Genomic DNA, 19,288 nt, shown 5'->3' with positions numbered 1-19,288 from the left:
ACATTTATGAGCTCGACTCAACCTGATACAAGCAATACCCAGGCAACAGGCAGCTCAACACATGTCGCGTCACGCACCAGCGCCGAGAGCACCCTTACCGTTGGGGCTTCGGGCATGGCGGGCGTCGGAGCGCCACCTCCCACCACTGGGCGTCTACGTGACCTCTGGCGCCTGGTCACGGTCAATCGCAAGGTCGGCGCGGGCCTGGTCATCCTGGCCATCTTTATCCTTATCGCACTCTTTGGCCCAGTGTTTATCCGTACCGATCCTAACGCCCTCAACGTTGGACCTAACCTGGCTTCGCCCTCGGGCCAGTTCTTGTTCGGCACGACACAAACCGGGCAGGATGTCTTCGCCCAGACCATTGTTGGCGCACGCTCCTCCATTCTCTGGGGCTTCATAACCGGGCTACTTATCACGGCTTTCTCGACCGCCATCGGGCTGATCGCGGGCTACTTCGGCGGGATCGTTGATGATATCCTCTCAATTTTCATCAATATCTTCCTGGTCATCCCTGGCCTCCCCCTGGCTATCGTGCTGGCGGCCTTCTTCCCCGTCAAGGGCGATCTGACCATCGCACTGGTTCTGACGGTGACGAGCTGGTCCTGGAATGCACGCGTTATTCGCGCACAAACCATGTCGATGCGCAGCCGTGATTTTGTGCAGGCCGCTCAATCCAGTGGAGAAAACGCCCTTCACATCATCTTTGCCGAGATCCTGCCCAACGAGATCGCGATTGTCATGTCGGGTTTCATTGGCACCGTGATCTACGCCATCCTGGCTGCTTCCGGACTGCAATTCCTGGGCCTGGGCGATATTACCAGCGTCAGTTGGGGCTCCATGCTCTACTGGGTCAATAATAATGACGCCATCCTTCAGGGTGCTTACTGGTGGTTCCTGCCGCCCGCGCTCTGTATCGCTTTCGTGGGCACGGCCCTCACGCTGATCAACTTCGGCGTCGATGAATTCGCCAATCCACGCCTGCGTAGCGAACGCAAACCTAAAGGCGAGAAAATCCAAAACCTGGTGGCTTAGTAAGGATATATATGACGACAACCAGCAACTCCGAACAAACACAGCTCAGCCTGGCAAAGCTCTTCCCGGCTAATTTCCTCTGGGGGGCCGCTACGGCCTCCTACCAGATTGAGGGCGCGACCCATGAGGATGGTCGCGGCCCCTCTATCTGGGACACCTTTGCTGCAACCCCCGGCAAGGTCTACCAGGGCCATAATGGCGATGTCGCCGATGATCACTATCACCGCGTAGACGAAGATATCGCGCTCATGACGCGCCTGGGCCTGGGCGCATACCGCTTCTCCATCGCCTGGCCGCGCATCCTGCCCCAGGGGCGCGGAGACATCAACTCCCGTGGGCTGGACTTCTACGAGCGTTTGGTTGATACCCTGCTCAGCAAGGGCATCCAACCTTTCGCGACCCTCTATCACTGGGATCTCCCCCAGGCCCTGGAGGATAAGGGCGGCTGGCGCAACCGCGAGACGGCTTACGCCTTCGCCGAGTATGCAGAAATTGTGGCTCGGCGGCTTGGCGACCGCGTCGCGGGCTTGATTACCCTCAATGAGCCGTGGTGCTCGGCCTATCTAGGCTATGGCAATGGAGTTCACGCGCCCGGCGTACAGGATCGTCAGAGCGCGCTGGACGCAGGCCACCACCTCTTACTGGGACATGGCCTCGCCCTGCCACGTATCCGCGCCCACGTCACCAACGGCGCCCAGGTCGGCATTACCCTGAACTTTACCCCTGGCTATCCCGCCGACGACCGCCCCGAGACCCTGCGCGACCTGGCACACTACGACGCCTTCAGCGACCGCTGGTTCCTCGATCCAATCGTTCGTGGCAGCTATCCCGAAGACTTCTTTAAAAACATGGCGCTCCAGGCCCCACCCATCGAGGACGGCGACATGGAGATTATATCGGCCCCTATCGACTTCCTGGGCGTCAATAACTATACCCGCAGTGTCATTCGTGGCACCGAGCCTGCGCCCCTGGCCGATGCCTGTCAATTGGTTGCTCCCATTCCCAGTGCCAGCTATACCGAGATGAGCTGGGAGGTCTATCCCAACGCCCTCTCCGAACTCCTGGTACGCCTGCATAAAGAATATGCCCTGCCCAAACTCTACGTCACTGAGAATGGCTCGGCCTTCCGCGACCAGTGGGATGGTGGCCAGCACGTCCACGATCCACGCCGCCTCTCTTACCTACAAGAGCATCTCCAGGGAATTGTGCGCGCCATCGAGCAGGGCGCACCCGTCCAGGGCTACTTCACCTGGTCATTGCTGGACAACTACGAATGGGCCGAGGGCTACAGCAAGCGCTTCGGCATCATCTACGTCGACTATGACAGCCAGCGCCGCATCATCAAAGACAGCGGCCTTTGGTACGCCGACCTCATTCAGAAATACAAAGAGGAACAACGCGCTTAAAACATAGGCGCCCCATTTATGGCGCGCAAGGCGATTTATCGCATGAGTACCAGGTTATCGGGTTGGGGCCAATCAAATGTTCTGTCTTGCCCCTGGATGTTAACAACCCCATCTGGAGGCAAGAGGATGCACCATTATGGATGGGCACCCGTTATTCTGTATCACCGCGATAAATCGCCTTATGCGCGATTTATCGGGCACCTATGGTATTTAAATTTACCTTGCTCGATCTTTCTCATATGCGTTCGTTAAAGCGCATTATTGGCTCTCCATCTATATTCTCTGATAATTTAATTCGCTGTGATAGATTCTATTTCGCGAAAACTGAAGGCCCTGGCACTCAGGGTGGCAGGCATCCTGTCACCTGTAAGAGAGCATACCTATCCCTCGGTGGAAGAGGCCCTGTTTAGGGCTGAGCGCAACGACCTGGGCGCCCCCCCTGTGACCTATGCCATCGGCGATGTGCATGGAGAGATCACGCTTCTCATGCGTTTATTGCAACTCCTGCCCCTGCATCCACAGGACACGCTGGTCTTTTTGGGGGATTATCTGGATAAGGGCGAGGATTCCCTCGCCACCATACGAGCGTTGCGGAGGCTCCAGCGCCTGCATCCCTCGTGCGTCTTTCTCCGGGGCAATCATGAGGACGCCTGGCTGGAGCGCTGGAATGGCTCAGAGTTTCTCGGCGCCCCCAACATGAAGAGCGCGCGCCGCCTCTGGAGGGCCAACAGGAGACATATGCCCGCCGAGATAGGCTACTGGCTGGAGGAAACCCGTCTGGAGTACGAGGACGAGTTCGCCTACTACGTCCACGCGGGAGTCCTGCCAGGCAAACCCTTCGAGGAGACGCCTGCCGCGCGTAAGATGTGGGGACCAAGGGCCTTCCTGAAAAGCAACTATGATTGGGGCAAGCTCGTCGTCTTTGGTCACTGGAAGCTAGCGAGGCCACTAGTCGAGCCAAATAAGATTTGCGTCGACACAGGAGCCTATCGCAGCGGCACACTGACAGCGATACGCTTACCAGATCGCCAGATCTTCCAGGCCCAACATATCTCTGAAGCCACCCCCCATGAGGAACAAAAAGCCCAGCAGCAGCGTCTCTTTTCATGAGACCTCTTATGCTCCATAGATATGGCCCATAGAAAGGATTCTGCATTCTAAACTATGCTGAAATTCATACGACTCCTCGCGCCCCTCTCGCTCGCACTGTGCTGCCTGCTGCTCCTGCCAGCTTCCGCGCTCGCGTGCGGCGGGCTCTTTGCCAGTACAAACCAGGCAAGGGTCAGCCAGGATACGGAGAGACTCCTGATTACTGTTGGCGCGCATAGCACGACCCTATATGAGCAGATACGCTATCAAGGGAAGGCCCAGGATTTCGCCTGGGTGCTTCCTGTACCCGTTGTGCCCACGGTAGACCAAGCGCCACAAGCCCTCTTCACCTCGCTGGAGCAGCTTACCGCTCCCAGGTTTGTCGTACCTGCTGCCCGCACCTGCGATTACGCGGATATAACACGGCCGCACTATAGTGGTATGGGAGCAGGCGCGCCTAATACGACGAGCAGCTCCAACGTCAACGTCTATGGCAGCGGAGCGGTTGGCCCTTTCGCCTACGATGTGATTAAATCGGGTGACGCCGGGGCACTTACCAGCTGGCTACAAGCTCACCAGTACGCGGTACCGGCCAGCACGCAGCAGTTTATCCAGCCCTATGTGGCGAAAAACATGTATTTCCTTGCCATGAGGCTCCAGGCCAAGGCGGACACGACCAGTATCGCGCCTGTCAAGATCACCTTCCCCATGGTCATGAAACAGGTTATGATCCCTATTCGCCTGGCGGCCACCGACATCGATACGCGGATGAATATGGAGGTCTCGATCCTGGCTAACGAGCGTTTCGCGCCCCAGAACTACCAGGACATTCATATCGACCAGGATCAAATCACTTCCACGCCCAATCCTGGCGCAAACTACTACCAGCTTATAGACACCGCCATTCAGAAGGCAGGGGGCTATGGCTTTGTCACCGAGTACGCCCAACCAGTCGGCCCATACGCGCTGGGCAACTACCTCAAAGAAATGCCCGAGAACGCCTATCTTACGCGTTTCTATACCAGCTTCACCCCTGATCACATGCAGATCGATCCCATCCTGGCGCCCAAAGCCAACCTCAACCCCGTCAGCCCCTATATCAGCCTGAATTATAGTTCGCCACCACCCGACTGCACGCTCACCTATGTGAAAAGCGCGGCCTGCGTAGGTGGCGTTGTGGGCGTCCCCTTGCTAGGCATTGTCGCGGGTGCGATCTGGCTCCGCAGGCGCTACAAGGCTCGCCACACAAGCTAATAACATCTATAGGTCAATCCACCAGAGGGCGCAGCGCTCACCCTCGTTGGTGGTGTCCTTCACCACTAGTTCCCCGTTCTCCTCTTCAATGCGAAGCGAGGGGGGATTCTCCACCACGCGCAGCAGGCGACCACCATTCTTCTGGATCACGAGCACAGAGGAGGGATTCTCGTCTTCAACTGTCATGGAGACGCCAGGCAAAGCCAGTTGGCGCGCCTCCTCAAGGAGCAAGGCTAGCTGGCGCGTGCCATACCCTCGCCCTCGGTAAGCAGGATGAATATTGTAGCCAACATGCCCATTAAGCTTCTCGTAAGGCTCCTCCAGGTGCGGGCGGAAGCGGATCTCACCGATGATCTGCACGCCATCCTTGAGCAGAAAATAGGTCTGTTGCCTGGGTAGGCCAGCGAGCAAGTCGATGCCCTGGGCCTCATCCTCCAGTTCACGTACAAAGGCGGCAAAGTCTTCGCGTGCCAGCCACATATTGTTATAGTTATACTCCTCGCCGCTGGCAAAATGAGCATCGATCATCGCCAGGTAGGCCTGCGCATACTTGACATCCGGCTTCACTAGCTCTAATTGCTCTTCGGGCTGAGCCATACAGGTTCCCTCCTTTATTACTCCCTCTCAAGCGCCTGGCGTAGCTCCTCGGGGAGAGGCTGGGCGCGCTCGCTCTTTGGATTCATACACACAATCGCGATCTCCCCCTCGGCCACAACATCGCCTACCTGTAGCTCCGAGGCGACCTCTTGCAGCGCGCGCGCGGTAAAGGCCACTTTCCACGAGCTACGCCCCACGTGTGCCACTCGCGCCTCCACGCTCAGGAGGTCATCATAGCGCACCGCCCCACGAAAATCGCAGGCCACATGGACCCGAGGGAAGGCCACTCCCCATAGCGCAGTCGCATAGGGGAAACCAATTGCGCGCATCAACTCATGTTCAGCGACCTCAAAATAGCGCAGCATGGCCGTAAAATGGATGCGCCTCGAACTATCAACATCGGGAAAGGGCACGCGAACCTGGACGCTCACTCGTGGCATAATAACTCTCTCCTCTAGCCCCTAGACAGAGCAAATAAGCAACCATAGGCAAAGTATAAGCACATCATAGCATATTTGCGGTGGCCCATTATTGGCATACGTGGCTACTGTTCGCAGATCGGGAAGAGCTTCTAAATGCTCCTCCCTACAGTAGCCGCGTTCGCCAGTTGCGGACCTCTGCTAGATGCTACAATAGAGAGAAAAGCGCGGAGGAGACATATGAGCACAGATGGCATAGATATCCTGATTCGCGGAGCTAAGATCGTTGATGGCACGGGGAATCCGTGGTTCTATGGTGATGTGGCAATGACCGGGGAGCGCATTCAAGAGATCGCGCCTCCCGGCCATATTTCGCCCGCGAGGGCGCGCGAGATTGTCAACGCGGAGGGGCTGGTAGTCAGTCCTGGCTTTATCGATATCCTGAGCCACTCGCATGTGCCGCTTATGCGCGATCCACGCGACCTCTCCAAGATCACCCAGGGAGTGACGCTAGAGGTAATGGGCGAAGGCTGGTCCCCGGCGCCCGTGGGAGGCCAGATTACGGATAGCTTCGTCGATCTCTCGCCGCAGGAGCGTGAATTGGTACGCGAGTGGATCGAACCGGCAAAGGGCTGGACGCGCTTTCGCCACTGGCTTGAGGCGATGGTTGAGCGCGGCGTCTCCCCCAATGTGGGATCATTCCTGGGCGGCGGCACGTTACGCGAGTATGTCATGGGCCTGCGCATGGGCGATCCCACGCAGAACGAGCTGGAGCGTATGCGCCGCGTGATGGCTGAAGCTATGGAGGATGGGGCCTTTGGCGTCTCCTACGCCCTAATCTATCCCCCCGATACGTATACCTCGACCGAGGAGCTGATCGAGGTCGCAAAGGTCGCCGGGCTATACGGTGGGATCTATGTCACGCACCTGCGCTCCGAGGGCGAGCAACTACTAGAGGCCATCGAGGAGGCCATTACCATCGGTCGCGAGGCCAATGTGCCCGTCGAGATCTATCACCTCAAGGCCAGTGGCAGCCACAACTGGCAGAAGATGCAACTCGCCATTGAAAGTATCCAGCGCGCACGCGAGGCTGGCATCGATGTGACGGCGGATATGTATCCCTATCCCGGCTCGGGAACTGGACTGAGTTCGGTGCTTCCGCCCTGGCTGGCCGAGGGTGGCTCGATGTACCAGCGGCTCAGCGATCCCGCTGTACGCGAGCGGGTGCGCGCCGAGGTGCTTGCCCCCTCGGGCGAGTGGGAGGCCCTGGCACACGGTATTGGTCCCGAGGGCGTCATGCCCATCGGCTTCGAGCGGCCCGAGAACCAGCAATATGTGGGGAAACGCCTCTCAGAGATCGCCGAGATGCGCGGTCAGCACTGGATTGATGCCGTGATCGACCTCTTGATCTCAGAGCAGCAGCGTATCTTCACTATCTACTTTAGTATGGACGAGGCCAATGTGGCACTCGGCCTGCGCCAGCCCTGGGTAAAGATCTCCACGGACGCGGGCGGCGTCGATCCTACCTGGGCGAGACCGCACGGTCCCACGCATCCACGCGCCTACGGTACCTATCCCCGCGTCCTGGCCAAATATGTGCGCGAGGAGCGGCACCTGACCCTGGAAGAGGCCATTCGCAAGATGAGCGGGTCCGTCGCCGCTCGCCTGGGCTTAAGAGATCGAGGACTGCTCCTCCCCGGCTACTACGCCGATGTGGTCCTCTTTGATCCCCAGACCATCGCCGACCGCGCTACCTTCGAGAATGCCCACCAGCTCTCCACCGGCGTGCGCGACGTCTGGGTCAACGGCACACGCGTCATACGCGACAGCCAGCACACTGGCGCGACCCCCGGGCACTTCGTCCGTGGCAGCGGAGCCAAATAGGGGATGTGGAGTGTGCTGGCTGCCGCAGGCAGCCAGCACACTCCACATCCCCTATCTTATTGCAACTCCTTGAGTTGGGGACGGGTCTAATCCAGTTTGAAAGGGCAATATTGGTCCATCTGCGGCTGCAAACGCTGGTATACCTGCTGCAACGCTTGATCAACCGTCGACGTTCCTAACAGGATCGAAGACTGTGCCGCATCCATTGCATCCGAGTATTGAGCTCCTATCGGAAGCGGTGGGCGGCTCTCAGAAAATTTCATCATGCCAGCGAAGAAGCGCTGATTACCTTGAATGAGCTTATCATCCTGCAACAAGGTCTGCCAGGTAGGGAGATGGCTTGTTACTTTTGTGTAGATGGCCTGCCCCTCTGGACCCGTCATAAATTTCATGAACTTCCATCCGGCGCCTGTGTTATGCGCGCCCTGTGGCATCACCAGCGAGAAGCCTCCCGACCAGGTAAAGGGGGCGTCTCCTTTATGTAGCACCGGCAAGTAAGTGATGCCATAATTCAGCTTGGGAGCGTACTGCTGAATGCTTGATAGTGTCCAGTTGCCATCAATCGACATACCCAGGTGACCGGTAAACAGTGGCGTCTGGCTGGGGGGTGCATTGGGTGGCTGATAGGTAGCTAAAAACGTATCAACCTTGTTATAATCCAACTCTCTGGACCATTGCTGAAAATATTTGAACGTCGTTTCGAAGCCTGGCTCAGTTGGTGTCACCTGGCACGTCTTATCGTTGAAGAACTTGGCCGAGAAATCCAGGCCCCAGGTAGCATGGAACCCCTGACCCGACCAGGGGATCAGGCCTAGCTCGGTATAGTTTCCCTTCGCGTCCGTTTTATTCATCTTCTTGGCAATACTCATCACCTCGTCAACCGTCATGGGACCATGTGAGGGGTCAAAAATACCTGGATCAATTCCCGCTTGCTGCAACAAATCCTTGTTATAGTACATACCACGCGCATCGGTATCCATGGGAAGACCATAGGCATCCCCTCGATATGAGGCCTCCTTCCAGGCAAACGGAAGGTAGTTATTCCCCAGCGTTCCTCCATCCTGCTTCACAAATGGCTGGATGTCCGTTAGCAGACCAATAGCCGCGTACTGGCTGACGGTGAAGCGATCCACCAGGTACACATCTGGCGGTGTACCTCCGCGTACCGACGTGATGAGCGCTGTCGCATCGCCAGTTGATGGTGATGGCTTGCTCACGATACGCACATGTAAGTCGGGATTTTCCTTCTCAAAGGCCGCTACGATCTGGTTCTCGGCTGAGATGTCAATGTCGTCGTTGACTGAAGTCCAGAAAACTACTTCATGGGAATCGCTCTGCCCAAATCCACACGCTGAAATAGCCACGGAGAACAGGAGCAGCAACAGGAAGGACGTTCCTGCCTTGAGCATATATCGCTGGACAACCATTGTTTGACTCCTTTTCGCTCAATTTTCGGGAAAGGTTCATCTCTGACGCACTAGCGAATGCTGCCCAGCGTTACACCACGGATGAAGAAACGCTGAAAGACAAAGAAGAGAAGCGTAACAGGCACAATCACCATAACCGAGGCCGCCATCAAGAGGTTGAACTGAATATCATGTGTCGAGCGAAAGGCCTGTAAACCAATGGAGAGCGTTTGCAATGCGTCGTCCTGCAGATAGATCAGCGGCCCCATGAAATCGTTCCATGCTCCGATAGCAGCAAAGATCGCTACAGCCGCCAGGGCGGGCCTGGCCATCGGCGCAACAACCTGCCAGAGGATACGCCATTCGCTGGCCCCATCGATCCGTGCCGCATCCAACAGGTCACGTGGAATCTGGAGCAGAAATTGGCGCAACATAAAGGTGTAGAAAGCGCTTGCAAAGAACGATGGTACGACAAGAGGCAGATAGGTGTTAATCCAATGCAACCAGGCAAACATATCAAACTGCGGAATGATCGCCAGCGGGAAAGGAATAAAGATGGTTGCCAGGACCAGGTAAAATACCAGGTTGCGCCCCGGCCATTCGATACAGGAAAAGCCATAGGCCACAATCAGATTTGATATCAGGGCTCCTACTACCGTCAGAACGGTAATCAGGACCGAGTTCAGGAAGTAGCTCGCAAAGGGGATGGTCTGAAAAGCCTTCACGAAGTTATCCCACTCCCAGCTTTGAGGGACGATGGTGGGGGGAATTTGCGCCAATTCTGGATTTGATTTGAGTGCCGTTACAATCATCCAGTAGAGCGGCACCAAGAAGATGACCGACATGATAATCAGGAAGACGCGTGTTAAACTTTTATCAATCAGCTTGCGCGTGGCAATCAGTCGTTTCCGCTGGGCAATAGCACGCTCTCGCTCGGCAAAGTTTGCTGGATTCAGAGCAGCCTTCATAAATTCTTTCTCCTCCTGGGTGACAACAGTTCCTCTATTCCACCAGTCTTATAGACCAGCTTTACGAACTAGAAAGTCGCCCACTATCTCATCAGACAGCGATTGTCTCAGGTTCTCGGGGTTAACTCACAATTTCGTAGTTTACGAAGCGCTGGGAGATTGTATAAACAATCACCGCCAGTAAGAGACCAGCGAGGAAAAGCACAACTGAGAGGGCACACGCATAGCCTAGTTGCGCATAGCTGAAGGCATTTTTGTACATGTAGTACATGTAAAAGAGAGTGCCGTTATCTGGGCCGCCATTTGTCATAATATAGGCTGGTGTAAAGACCTGGAGGCCGCTACTGATGCCTGTAATCAGGTTGAAGAGGATAACCGGAGAAAGAAGAGGGAAGGTAATGCGCAGAAACGACGTCAACCGGTTGGCGCCATCAATGCGTGCCGCTTCATAGAGTGTCTGCGGAATACTATTCAGCCCGGCAAGGAAGATCAGGGCCGTATTTCCCGCTCCTAGCTGGGCCAGAGCTACAATGACGTTTTTGGCTCCCGTCGGATCTCCCAGGTAGTTTGTGTTGGGAACACCAAAAAGGCCCAGGAACTCGTTGACGATGCCATATTGAGGGTTGACCAGGACAATAAAGATGAATGACATCGCAAAAATAGGAATCAATGATGGCAAATATAATGCCGTGCGATACACTGATACCTCTTTTACCGCGCGGCTCATCGCCAGAGCCAGCAGCAGACCGATGATAAGGCCTATGGGTACTGCTCTAATCGCGTAAAACACGGTATTATCAACGGATCTCCAGACCAGAGGATCGGTAAACAGGCGCGTGTAGTTCTGCCAACCTAGCCAGACAGGTGGCTGCAATCCAGAGTAACGCGCAAAGCTCATGACCAACGAGTAGATCAGTGGATAGAGCACAAAAACGAGGAAACCGATGAGCCAGGGACTGATAAAGAGCAGCCCCTTACGCAATTGAGAAACATCTCGCGATGTCCATTTCGTTCGTGCAATCATCATCTTGCCTCCTTACATTTTGTTAACTACTCGGTTAACAAGAATGACGCGACTATGTATGTAAAGTGTGCGCAAGAGCAAGCAGCTCTTACCAGTTCAAACAGCTATGTTTCCCTGGTTTGCTGATGCTCAGGCACAGAATGGATTGCGAGCGCATTCTTTTCCAAAAAGATGAAAGAGGTAACTACACAGTAGCACAGAATGCTCTTTGAGGTTTTTTCTGTAAAGGCAAGAGTTTGTCCATACTCGAGGGCAATTAGGATATTGGACTGCATAAATGTATTATTAATATTTACTATAACATCATCAATTAGGATATTTCAATCTAATAACGCGACTAACCATGTATAATTTCGCGACAATTTCGTGACACCATATATTGAAGAGCTTATGCTATATTTTCATCGCTACAGCGACACTCCTCTGTTAACAACGCTCTAATTGATGAAGCCAAGGATGGTGAGGATGCACGATAGCAAGAGCCTGGATCAAAAACTTCCGACTTTTTTGATTCAAGTGACAAAGGCGCTACTCTTTCTTGAAACAATTTTACTCAATTGTCAGTAAGCCCAGGATACGTGTAAAAATCGCTCATAGTGAGTGATAGATTTATACATGCATCCTGAGCCTACCTCATATGGTTTCATCTTCTCCAGTTGGAGCCTACCCGCGAGCTACCCGTCTCTTGTGCTTGCTCACTGCCAGGTCATACGCCTCGGCAAGAAGTTGCCGCACTTTCGTTTCAAACGTCTCCTCACTCGGGTTGAGCACGCACACCCATAACATTCGGCCATACACAGGGTGAGGCATTATTTGATCCAGGGCAGTGAAGTCGTAGTCGCTAGAGTTTTCGCCGCTGATCGCCGCGCTGTCTCTGCCGGAAGGATGCGAGGGTTCGTCAAAGAGCGAGCGAAATGTCTGCTTGCTAATGCCGATGTTCAAGCGAAAGACCGACGGGCGGTTGAGATTAGAGAACTGGTCATTGATATCGCTGGTCACAAGTGTCACAAACGGAAACCTGTGATCCGGCGGTACGTTACTATCCGGGTTGTAGAAGAAGAAGCTGTCGCCCGAAGCGACCACCACATCCACGCCCTCAAATGTCCCAATGATATACTGGCTGATCTCAGACTCATTCATGAGTATTGGTCCTTTCCTGACTACGTTGCTTTGATCACATCTCTACTGTACAACACTCATGCCCAATTGGAGACTCAGGACAACACATAGCGTTTGCGATGGATGCCGACAGTGCCATATACAAGCTCCAGTTGCTAGATCACATAATAGAGAACAGAAGGAAAATCTGGAGAAATCTCTAAGGGCGCTTGAAGGTTTTACATGACTGTTGGTATCGCTCCTAAACAGTCACCATCGATTGCAGTCACCTGGAGTGATAAACAATTGCTTTGAAATTCACTCTCTTCATAAGTATCCTGATCCTTGGCAGAGAATCGAGTGCACTAGAGAACAAACCCACCTCGATCTGACAGGGAGACAGTTCTTACAGGCTGATAAGGAAGTTAACAACAAAGTTAAATATATTTCACTCCAAATAGAAGCAGAGGCCGTGCGCCTGGGCCTGAGAGATCGAGACGCCAGGTAAGCAAAAAATTTCAGCTCATTTTCTGTACCTGTTGGTACGAAAAATGAGCTAAGGTCTCTACCTATAAATCCGCCGTCTTTCGCCTCAACAGATTTCTATTGCCGATGATGTACCAGGGAAGTATGGAGATACGCTATCATCACCTTTTCTACATCAAGATTCGTTACCATCTCGCATAAATCGCTCGTACTCGGCTGGCAGGGCGATGCCAAAGTGATCACATAGCAGCGAAACATCGTGATAGTCATCCTCATCCAGTTCGTAGCCGGAATGAAACTTCACCAGCCACTCAGGCGAGATGCATTTCACGGGGTAGCCCTGGATGGACCCGGTGCCAGTCAAGGAATCCAACGGGTACTCCAGACCAAAGACAAGTTTTCCGTGAGCATCAAACGTGTAGGAGTGAAAATCTACCTCGTGTCCCTCATCATCGCCCATCACAAAGTTGCAATCCCGCGTATCATCACGAGGCACATCTTTATAACCGCGTGCCTCAAGCAGCGCGCGAAGCTTCGGGACATCCTTGTGCTGGAGAGCTATGTCTAAGTCCGCGTGTGGGCGCGTTTGTCTCCCCAGCAACGCATCGACACCCCAGCCACCATCAACAAAGATCTCAAAACCATTCTGCTCACAAAGCCGCATCAGTTCAACAACGGCCTCTGCGCTCATTTGCGGCTGGGGGGCTTGTAACTGACCTTCAAGTGATGACATACGACTTCTCCTTTTCTGCACCTTTCAAATGAAAATGTATAAATTACACATTAGAAGGCATACTGGTGAGCGGGCAGGCGCAGGCATGGAAAGAACGCGCGGAGAAGCCTCTAGAGTCAATTTGGTAACAAGGGTGGAGAGAAAAGGGTTGGAAAGGAGATAGACCTCGCACCGTTGTCTCACCAGGACTACACATGCACACAGACAAGCACCTTACATACTACGTCAAATCCCTATTAACTGCCCTTTTTCACAGAGAAGGACAGCGTTATTTGATGCAGAGAGTGGTTACCTGTTTTTTCACCAGCAACCTGGATGAGTGTACATTAGTAGTGGTCAGGCATACGTGCTTTTGGCCTCCATGAGGAATTTTATGTATATTGAGCGTAACGTATGTTTGCTATTTTGTCAAGTTTTTCACGTTTATTTTTTAAGGCATTTCAAAATTCATCCATTCTGGCTCACTGGCTCGCCAGTAGTAAGAGGGAGGGGTTGTGTGGCCCGGATCTTTTGCTTGGGCCACACAACCCCTCCCTCTTACAAATTTAGTGCTCTGAACAGTCCTGTGAGAAGCACAGTTACCGCATCTGGGTGCTACCGGGAACGGTAGAGCTGATCGGACCAACGCTACCGCCACCTCCATAACCACCAGTTCCAGTACTACCTGTGCTGCCAGGCCAACCACCAGCTCCGGTACTACCTGTGCTGCCAGGCCAACCACCGGTTCCAGTGCTACCTGTGCTCGGGTAGCGGGGGTAGGTCGGGTAACGCGGATATACGACTACCTGGCTTGGATAGGTCGGGTAGCGGGGGTAAATTACCACATTGCTCGGGTAAGTTGGATAACGCGGGTAGATTACCACGTTGCTCGGGTAGGTTGGATAGTGTGGATACACTACTACCTGGGTTGGATAGTTTTGAAGTCATTTAAGCTAAGCAAAAACAAAGGATGAACTTCAAATGGTTAACCCCTGCAAGTTGTCCTGTCAAGGTATATTGTTTTTATAAAACAAGAGACAAACTCAAGAAATATATATATCTGTAGATCTTAATACTTCTGCATACCACTTGAATCCGGTAGCAGGCCGGTGTATTGGGCTCGAGGGCGGATGAGCTGGCCGTCGGCGTATTGTTCCAGGGCGTGGGCGATCCAGCCGACGCTGCGGCCCAGGGCAAAGAGCGCCAGCGCCGAATCAGGGGGCAGCTCTAGTGTTTGCGCCATGGTAACGAGGGCGAAATCAAGGGTTGGGAGCTTCCCTGTTAGCTGGCTCATGGTTTCTATGATAGCCAGGGAGCATTGCAAGCTCGGCGCATCGGGGTACATCTGTTTTAACAGGTCGAGCAGGAAGATGGCACGTGGGTCGCCGGAGGGGTAGAGCTTATGTCCAAAGGCTGGGATTTGTTCCCCACGCTTCAAGCGGGCGGTTATGACTGTGTTCGCCTGTTGGGGTGCCTCGACCTCTTGCAGAAAGCGCTCGACCAGCCATGTTACTCCACCATGGCGAAAGCCCTGGAGTGTGGCGAGCCCGGCAATTACGACCTGGTAGAGGGAGGATTGAGCGGAAGCGACGACGTGCGCAACAAAGGATGAGGCGTTTAACTCGTGGTCCGCGCACAGAATCAGGGCCGCGTTGAAGAGGCGCGTGGTCCGCTCATCTTCAGGACACCAGCGGCGTTGCAGCATGGTAGCAAGCGTAAGGTTGTTTTGGGGAGCCTGCGTCAGGACAGAGGCCATAAGGTAGAGGATGCGCGCGCCAATCTGCGTGCTCTGTTCAAGGGAGGGATCGAGATCATAGGCCGCTATATCGTCGGCGGACGCCAGGGTTAAAGCGATGGAGAGGCGTTGTAGCGCCTGCGTTGATTGCGATAGCTGATGGAGTTGCTGGAGATAGATCGCTACGGGTAGCGTATTTTCAAGCAGAAACCTCTCTCCTGGTCCAGGCTCACCATGCCAGAGCAGGGATGCCACCTGCTCAATGTTCTCACTCAGCGCCAATTGCACAACATTTTCTCCACGATAATAGACGCCATTTTCGCTAATCAGCGTTAGCGCGGATTTCAGTACAGGCATTCCCCAGTGCATCGCGCCCGTGGCGGCACTGCTAGGGTCCTGCCGATAGCTCTTCTTCTCCTGTAAGCGCTGCACATCCTCTACCCGGTAGAGCCGCGCACGCTGTTTCCCACTGCCCGGCTCAGAGCGCAAAAGTCCCCGACTCACATAGGCATAAATGGTCTCTACACGCACCTGGAGCATCTCCGCCGCTTCCTGAGCGGTCACATAATGTGGAGTCTGCGTCATATACTCCCCCCTCTATATATTGATTTTATTATCAACCTTGACGGCATTGATGTCAATCATATACAGTAGTGAATAGTCATTCATAAACGTAATCTACACCAAAAAATTTACAGCAAAGGAGCTGTTTCTGTATGCCAATAATTCCTGAGCCTCTTCAGCCTGAATACTTTGAGGAGAGCTTTCCACGCCATACATTCCCAGCTTACGCCTGGACCACACGACCCGCAACGCTTCCCGAGGCGGTCTGGACCACCGAAACCACGCATCGTGATGGACAGCAGGGCGGCCTTCCGCTGACTACGGAGCAGAGCCTGCACATTTATGATATCTTCTGTCGCTTTAGTGGCACCTCGGGCGCGATCCGCCAGGCCGAGTTCTTTGTCTACCGGGCCTCAGATCGTCAGGCATTGGAGGGGGCGCTAGAGCGGTTCCAGGGAGGAGCGCCAGTTGAACCAACGACCTGGATTCGCGCCACCGCCAAAGACGTGGCCTTAATCAGCACCCTGGGCATTCGCGAGACCGGTATGCTTGCCTCCGCCTCCGACTACCACACCTTCCACAAGTTTAAACCTGGAGGGAGAAACCAGGCGGCTCAGACCTACCTGGAAGCGGTCAAGACTACATTAGATGCCGGTATACGCCCACGCCTGCACCTGGAGGATGCAACACGAGCCTCGATGGACTTTATCAAACCCTTTATCGAAGCGGTACTGGAGATCAGCCAGGCGTATGCCCCACATCTACGTCCCAAGTTTCGCCTCTGTGATACCATGGGCCTGGGCTTGCCCTATGAGGACGTCGCTCTGCCCCGCAGTATTCCTCGCCTCTTTCAGGAGATACGCACATTTGGACTCCAGCCCACCGACCTGGAGTTTCATCCCCATAACGATACCGGCCTGGTCGTGGCTAACTGCCTGGCGGCCATTCGCGCGGGCTGCGGCGTCATTAATGGCACCCTACTGGGGAAGGGCGAGCGCACTGGCAACGCGCCGCTTGAGATGCTTCTCCTCCACCTGAGCGGCATGGGATACTTTCAGGAACAAGCGCCCGACTTCAAGATACTCAATGAGCTGGTTGAGCTCTATGACCAGATGAACGAGCCAGTTCCACCTAAATATCCCCTCTATGGACGTGACGCGCATAGGACACGCGCTGGCGTCCATGCTGATGGCCTGAACAAGTTCTGGTGGATGTACGCCCCCTTCAATGTTCCCGAGTTGCTTGGGAGACCACTTGAGGTCTCACTTACCAAGGAGAGTGGGCTCGCGGGCCTGATCTTTATGCTGCGCCAGCACTTAGGGATATATGTCGCCAAAGACGATGAGCGCCTACAACAGCTCCATGCCCTGCTAGCACAAGAATTCGACCAGGGGCGACAGACAAGCATAGAATGGGAAGAACTGGCTCCGCTGGCCACACGCTACTTCCGCTGATAAACAATAACGCTGCTGGCACGTGTTCAGCAGTAGGCACGTACGCCAGTAGCGTTATTGTGCTACACTAAACACTGGCTATGCACTCCACGCAGTTAGAGGGTAAAGAGGAAGGAGCCCATCTCTATGCCAGCCAGGATATATACACAGCATCTTGGAAGTATCGCTAATAAGCAGTTACAGGAAGCTCTGACGCGCTTCCAGCTCGGTACCGTGCTCCAGGCCGAGCCTGTTCCCTTTGGAAACTTTGGCCAGAACATCTTTCTGACGACTACTCAGGGCGAGTTTGTCCTGCGTGGCAAGCCCTTGTGGCCGGAGCAATTCGCTCGGGAGCGCTGGTTTATGCAGCAACTGCACAAACACACCACTGTCCCCGTTCCCTGGCCCTACCTGCATGATCCTGACACAGATATTTTCGGCTGGAGCTATATCCTCATGCCGCGTATGCCAGGACTCGCCCTCATCGATCCAGTTGTCAGGCGTCAACTGAGCGATCAACAGCGCCAGCAGATCGCCGCCGCCCTTGGCGTAACCCTGGCCCAGATGCATGCCCTCACCTGGCCCACTCCAGGCGAACACGACGCCACGCACGATACCATCGTGCCTTTTCATCCCTCCTATGCGGGATATATCACAGGAGAGATCTATCGCCTACTTTCCCTATCCCGGCAAGCAACCAATCTCACTACAGAGGCCGATAGCTTCTGGGTAGAGACTCTGGTGGAACAGGGCAAACGCGCGCTTGCTGAGCCGTTTCAGGCACGCTTTGTTATGGGAGATTATAAAGAGGGGAATATCGTCGTAGAAGAGCGGGACGCCGAATGGCACGTCAGTGGCGTCTTTGATGTGCATGGCCACTTTGGCGATGCGGAAGAGGATCTCGCACGCCCCATTGCCGACTACATGACGCAAGAGAGGGTGGACCTGGCGCATATCTTCCTGAGGACCTATCTCCAGCTCCAACCGCCGCGTCCTGGTTTTGAAGCTCGCTTCCCGCTCTACATGCTCAAAGAGCGCCTCGCTATCTGGGAGTGGGCACACCGCACAGACATGGTCTGGTGGCAGAGAGACCTCACGCTCCGCGAATGGATCGAACCTTTTCTTTCTATAGCAGGAACATGAAGCCATGTGTGGCCCGACGCTACTAAAGTACGCGTCGGGCTATCCGCGCCGCCATGGGCGCTTACTCTGCGGACCAGAGGCCGATGCGGTTGCTCTCGCTATCAGTGATCTGAGCCATGTAGCCGGGGCTCATCTCGCCGAGTGGCATCTTGGGGATGAGCACGCTACCGCCTGCTTCCTCTACCTTCGCCAGTGTATCGTTTAAATCGCCATGGACCACAAGGTATACACATACACCCTGACCCTCGCCGGGTTTATAGTTCGGGTGCTGGACCAGCGCGCCGCTGACGTCGCCTGGCTCCATCGGCAAAAAGGCATAGGGCATGTCTCCGCCCAGATTCTCCTGTCGCAGCTCCTCTTTAATTCCCAGGATCGTACGGTAAAAAGTTTTCGCGCGTTCAATATCGCTTGTGGGGATTTCGAACCAGGTAACAAGATTGGCCATATGGTATTATCCTTTCTTCAATGCGCCTTATTTCGCCTGAAAAAGTAGAAGCGACACATTTATAGAACGTATATACCCTATGGCGCGTGCAAAAACTTCTCGAATCTTGCGCATTATAGGTGCGAACCTATAGGCCACATAGTACCTGCCTGCTTGCTTAAGCACGACGATAATATGCCACGCTACTCCAGATAACAACCAGCATTACAGCCGCGATAATCGTACTAATGATAGGCACGCCCTCAAAAGTGGGTTCACCTGTGATGTGGAAGTGGAAGAAGCCTACGATAAGGAAGATGGCGAAGAGACCAATCATGATCGCGCCAAGGATGCCCGCCGGGGCTCTGCGACCAGCAATGAACTCACCAAGGATACCAATGATGGCCGCAATGATAATCCAGATGATAAATTGGGTGAACGAGACCTCCATGATATACCTCCTGTTGCATAAAAAAACATACTCTTCAGGAGATACGCATGTCACCGCTCATCAGACTCACTTGCTTGTTATATAGGTCAGACATAAGAAAAAGTGCCCCAAAAAAGCTGAAAGCCGGGCTCTGTCTTTTATCTCAGAGCCGGCTTCTTCG

The 19,288-nt window shown here is 54.2% G+C and carries 18 protein-coding genes; 7 read left to right on the top strand and 11 right to left on the bottom strand.

What is annotated here, in order from left to right; genetic code table 11:
* Window positions 1–6 precede the first annotated feature (6 nt).
* The 4 genes from JMJ16_RS42515 (at window position 7) to JMJ16_RS42500 (ending at window position 4,784) form a co-directional block, all read left to right on the top strand.
* Window positions 7–1,035, top strand: coding sequence for an ABC transporter permease (locus JMJ16_RS42515; protein WP_201391453.1), 1,029 nt, complete (start codon window positions 7–9; stop codon window positions 1,033–1,035).
* A gap of 11 nt (window positions 1,036–1,046) precedes the next feature.
* Window positions 1,047–2,441: a GH1 family beta-glucosidase gene (locus tag JMJ16_RS42510; protein WP_201391451.1), complete on the top strand. Its 1,395-nt coding sequence runs from the start codon at window positions 1,047–1,049 to the stop codon at window positions 2,439–2,441.
* Window positions 2,442–2,741: 300 nt separating this feature from the next.
* Complete coding sequence (locus JMJ16_RS42505) at window positions 2,742–3,551, top strand: metallophosphoesterase (protein ID WP_201391449.1); 810 nt, start codon at window positions 2,742–2,744, stop codon at window positions 3,549–3,551.
* A 54-nt stretch (window positions 3,552–3,605) separates the two neighbouring features.
* Window positions 3,606–4,784, top strand: a complete 1,179-nt coding sequence (locus JMJ16_RS42500; RefSeq protein WP_201391447.1) for a DUF2330 domain-containing protein — start codon at window positions 3,606–3,608, stop codon at window positions 4,782–4,784.
* A gap of 6 nt (window positions 4,785–4,790) precedes the next feature.
* Here JMJ16_RS42500 and JMJ16_RS42495 read toward each other — a convergent pair whose 3' ends face one another.
* Together JMJ16_RS42495 and JMJ16_RS42490 are read right to left on the bottom strand one after the other, a co-directional pair.
* The gene (locus JMJ16_RS42495) at window positions 4,791–5,381 is read right to left on the bottom strand and encodes a GNAT family N-acetyltransferase (protein ID WP_201391445.1); all 591 of its coding nucleotides are present in this window, start codon (window positions 5,379–5,381) and stop codon (window positions 4,791–4,793) included.
* Window positions 5,382–5,398: 17 nt separating this feature from the next.
* Window positions 5,399–5,821 (bottom strand): thioesterase family protein, encoded by a 423-nt coding sequence (locus JMJ16_RS42490; RefSeq protein WP_201391443.1) that lies wholly within the window; start codon window positions 5,819–5,821, stop codon window positions 5,399–5,401.
* A gap of 219 nt (window positions 5,822–6,040) precedes the next feature.
* On the opposite strand from JMJ16_RS42490, the gene JMJ16_RS42485 reads away from it, so the two are divergent.
* Complete coding sequence (locus JMJ16_RS42485; protein WP_201391441.1) at window positions 6,041–7,684, top strand: amidohydrolase family protein; 1,644 nt, start codon at window positions 6,041–6,043, stop codon at window positions 7,682–7,684.
* A gap of 86 nt (window positions 7,685–7,770) precedes the next feature.
* Here JMJ16_RS42485 and JMJ16_RS42480 read toward each other — a convergent pair whose 3' ends face one another.
* The 7 genes from JMJ16_RS42480 to JMJ16_RS42450 all read right to left on the bottom strand — a co-directional run bounded on the left by JMJ16_RS42480 (window position 7,771) and on the right by JMJ16_RS42450 (window position 15,698).
* On the bottom strand, window positions 7,771–9,111 hold the full coding sequence (locus JMJ16_RS42480; protein WP_201391439.1) for an ABC transporter substrate-binding protein: 1,341 nt from the start codon (window positions 9,109–9,111) through the stop codon (window positions 7,771–7,773).
* A gap of 50 nt (window positions 9,112–9,161) precedes the next feature.
* Window positions 9,162–10,058, bottom strand: coding sequence for a carbohydrate ABC transporter permease (locus tag JMJ16_RS42475; RefSeq protein ID WP_201391437.1), 897 nt, complete (start codon window positions 10,056–10,058; stop codon window positions 9,162–9,164).
* 121 nt (window positions 10,059–10,179) lie between these two features.
* Window positions 10,180–11,085, bottom strand: a complete 906-nt coding sequence (locus JMJ16_RS42470; RefSeq protein WP_236601942.1) for a carbohydrate ABC transporter permease — start codon at window positions 11,083–11,085, stop codon at window positions 10,180–10,182.
* A gap of 660 nt (window positions 11,086–11,745) precedes the next feature.
* Window positions 11,746–12,222, bottom strand: a complete 477-nt coding sequence (locus tag JMJ16_RS42465; protein WP_201391436.1) for a DUF6194 family protein — start codon at window positions 12,220–12,222, stop codon at window positions 11,746–11,748.
* 619 nt (window positions 12,223–12,841) lie between these two features.
* The gene (locus tag JMJ16_RS42460; protein ID WP_374229169.1) at window positions 12,842–13,357 is read right to left on the bottom strand and encodes a nucleotidyltransferase domain-containing protein; all 516 of its coding nucleotides are present in this window, start codon (window positions 13,355–13,357) and stop codon (window positions 12,842–12,844) included.
* Between the two features lie 620 nt (window positions 13,358–13,977).
* Window positions 13,978–14,295 carry a hypothetical protein gene (locus JMJ16_RS42455; protein WP_201391431.1) on the bottom strand — a complete coding sequence of 106 codons (318 nt, stop codon included), beginning with the start codon at window positions 14,293–14,295 and terminating at the stop codon, window positions 13,978–13,980.
* A 152-nt stretch (window positions 14,296–14,447) separates the two neighbouring features.
* Window positions 14,448–15,698: a citrate synthase family protein gene (locus JMJ16_RS42450; protein WP_201391429.1), complete on the bottom strand. Its 1,251-nt coding sequence runs from the start codon at window positions 15,696–15,698 to the stop codon at window positions 14,448–14,450.
* Window positions 15,699–15,829: 131 nt separating this feature from the next.
* Between JMJ16_RS42450 and JMJ16_RS42445 the strand changes: the two genes are divergently transcribed.
* Both JMJ16_RS42445 and JMJ16_RS42440 read left to right on the top strand, forming a co-directional pair.
* Window positions 15,830–17,131, top strand: coding sequence for a hypothetical protein (locus JMJ16_RS42445; RefSeq protein ID WP_201391427.1), 1,302 nt, complete (start codon window positions 15,830–15,832; stop codon window positions 17,129–17,131).
* 126 nt (window positions 17,132–17,257) lie between these two features.
* Window positions 17,258–18,253 (top strand): phosphotransferase family protein, encoded by a 996-nt coding sequence (locus tag JMJ16_RS42440; protein WP_201391425.1) that lies wholly within the window; start codon window positions 17,258–17,260, stop codon window positions 18,251–18,253.
* Window positions 18,254–18,314: 61 nt separating this feature from the next.
* Here the strand turns inward: JMJ16_RS42440 and JMJ16_RS42435 are convergent, their stop codons facing one another.
* Both JMJ16_RS42435 and JMJ16_RS42430 read right to left on the bottom strand, forming a co-directional pair.
* Window positions 18,315–18,698 carry a VOC family protein gene (locus JMJ16_RS42435; protein ID WP_201391423.1) on the bottom strand — a complete coding sequence of 128 codons (384 nt, stop codon included), beginning with the start codon at window positions 18,696–18,698 and terminating at the stop codon, window positions 18,315–18,317.
* A 157-nt stretch (window positions 18,699–18,855) separates the two neighbouring features.
* Window positions 18,856–19,128 (bottom strand): transglycosylase, encoded by a 273-nt coding sequence (locus JMJ16_RS42430; protein WP_201391421.1) that lies wholly within the window; start codon window positions 19,126–19,128, stop codon window positions 18,856–18,858.
* Window positions 19,129–19,288 lie beyond the last annotated feature (160 nt).

The sequence above is a fragment of the Ktedonobacter sp. SOSP1-52 genome, from assembly GCF_016587395.1.
The sequence above is the reverse complement of the archived record's forward strand: the minus strand, read 5'-3'. Positions and strand labels throughout refer to the sequence as shown.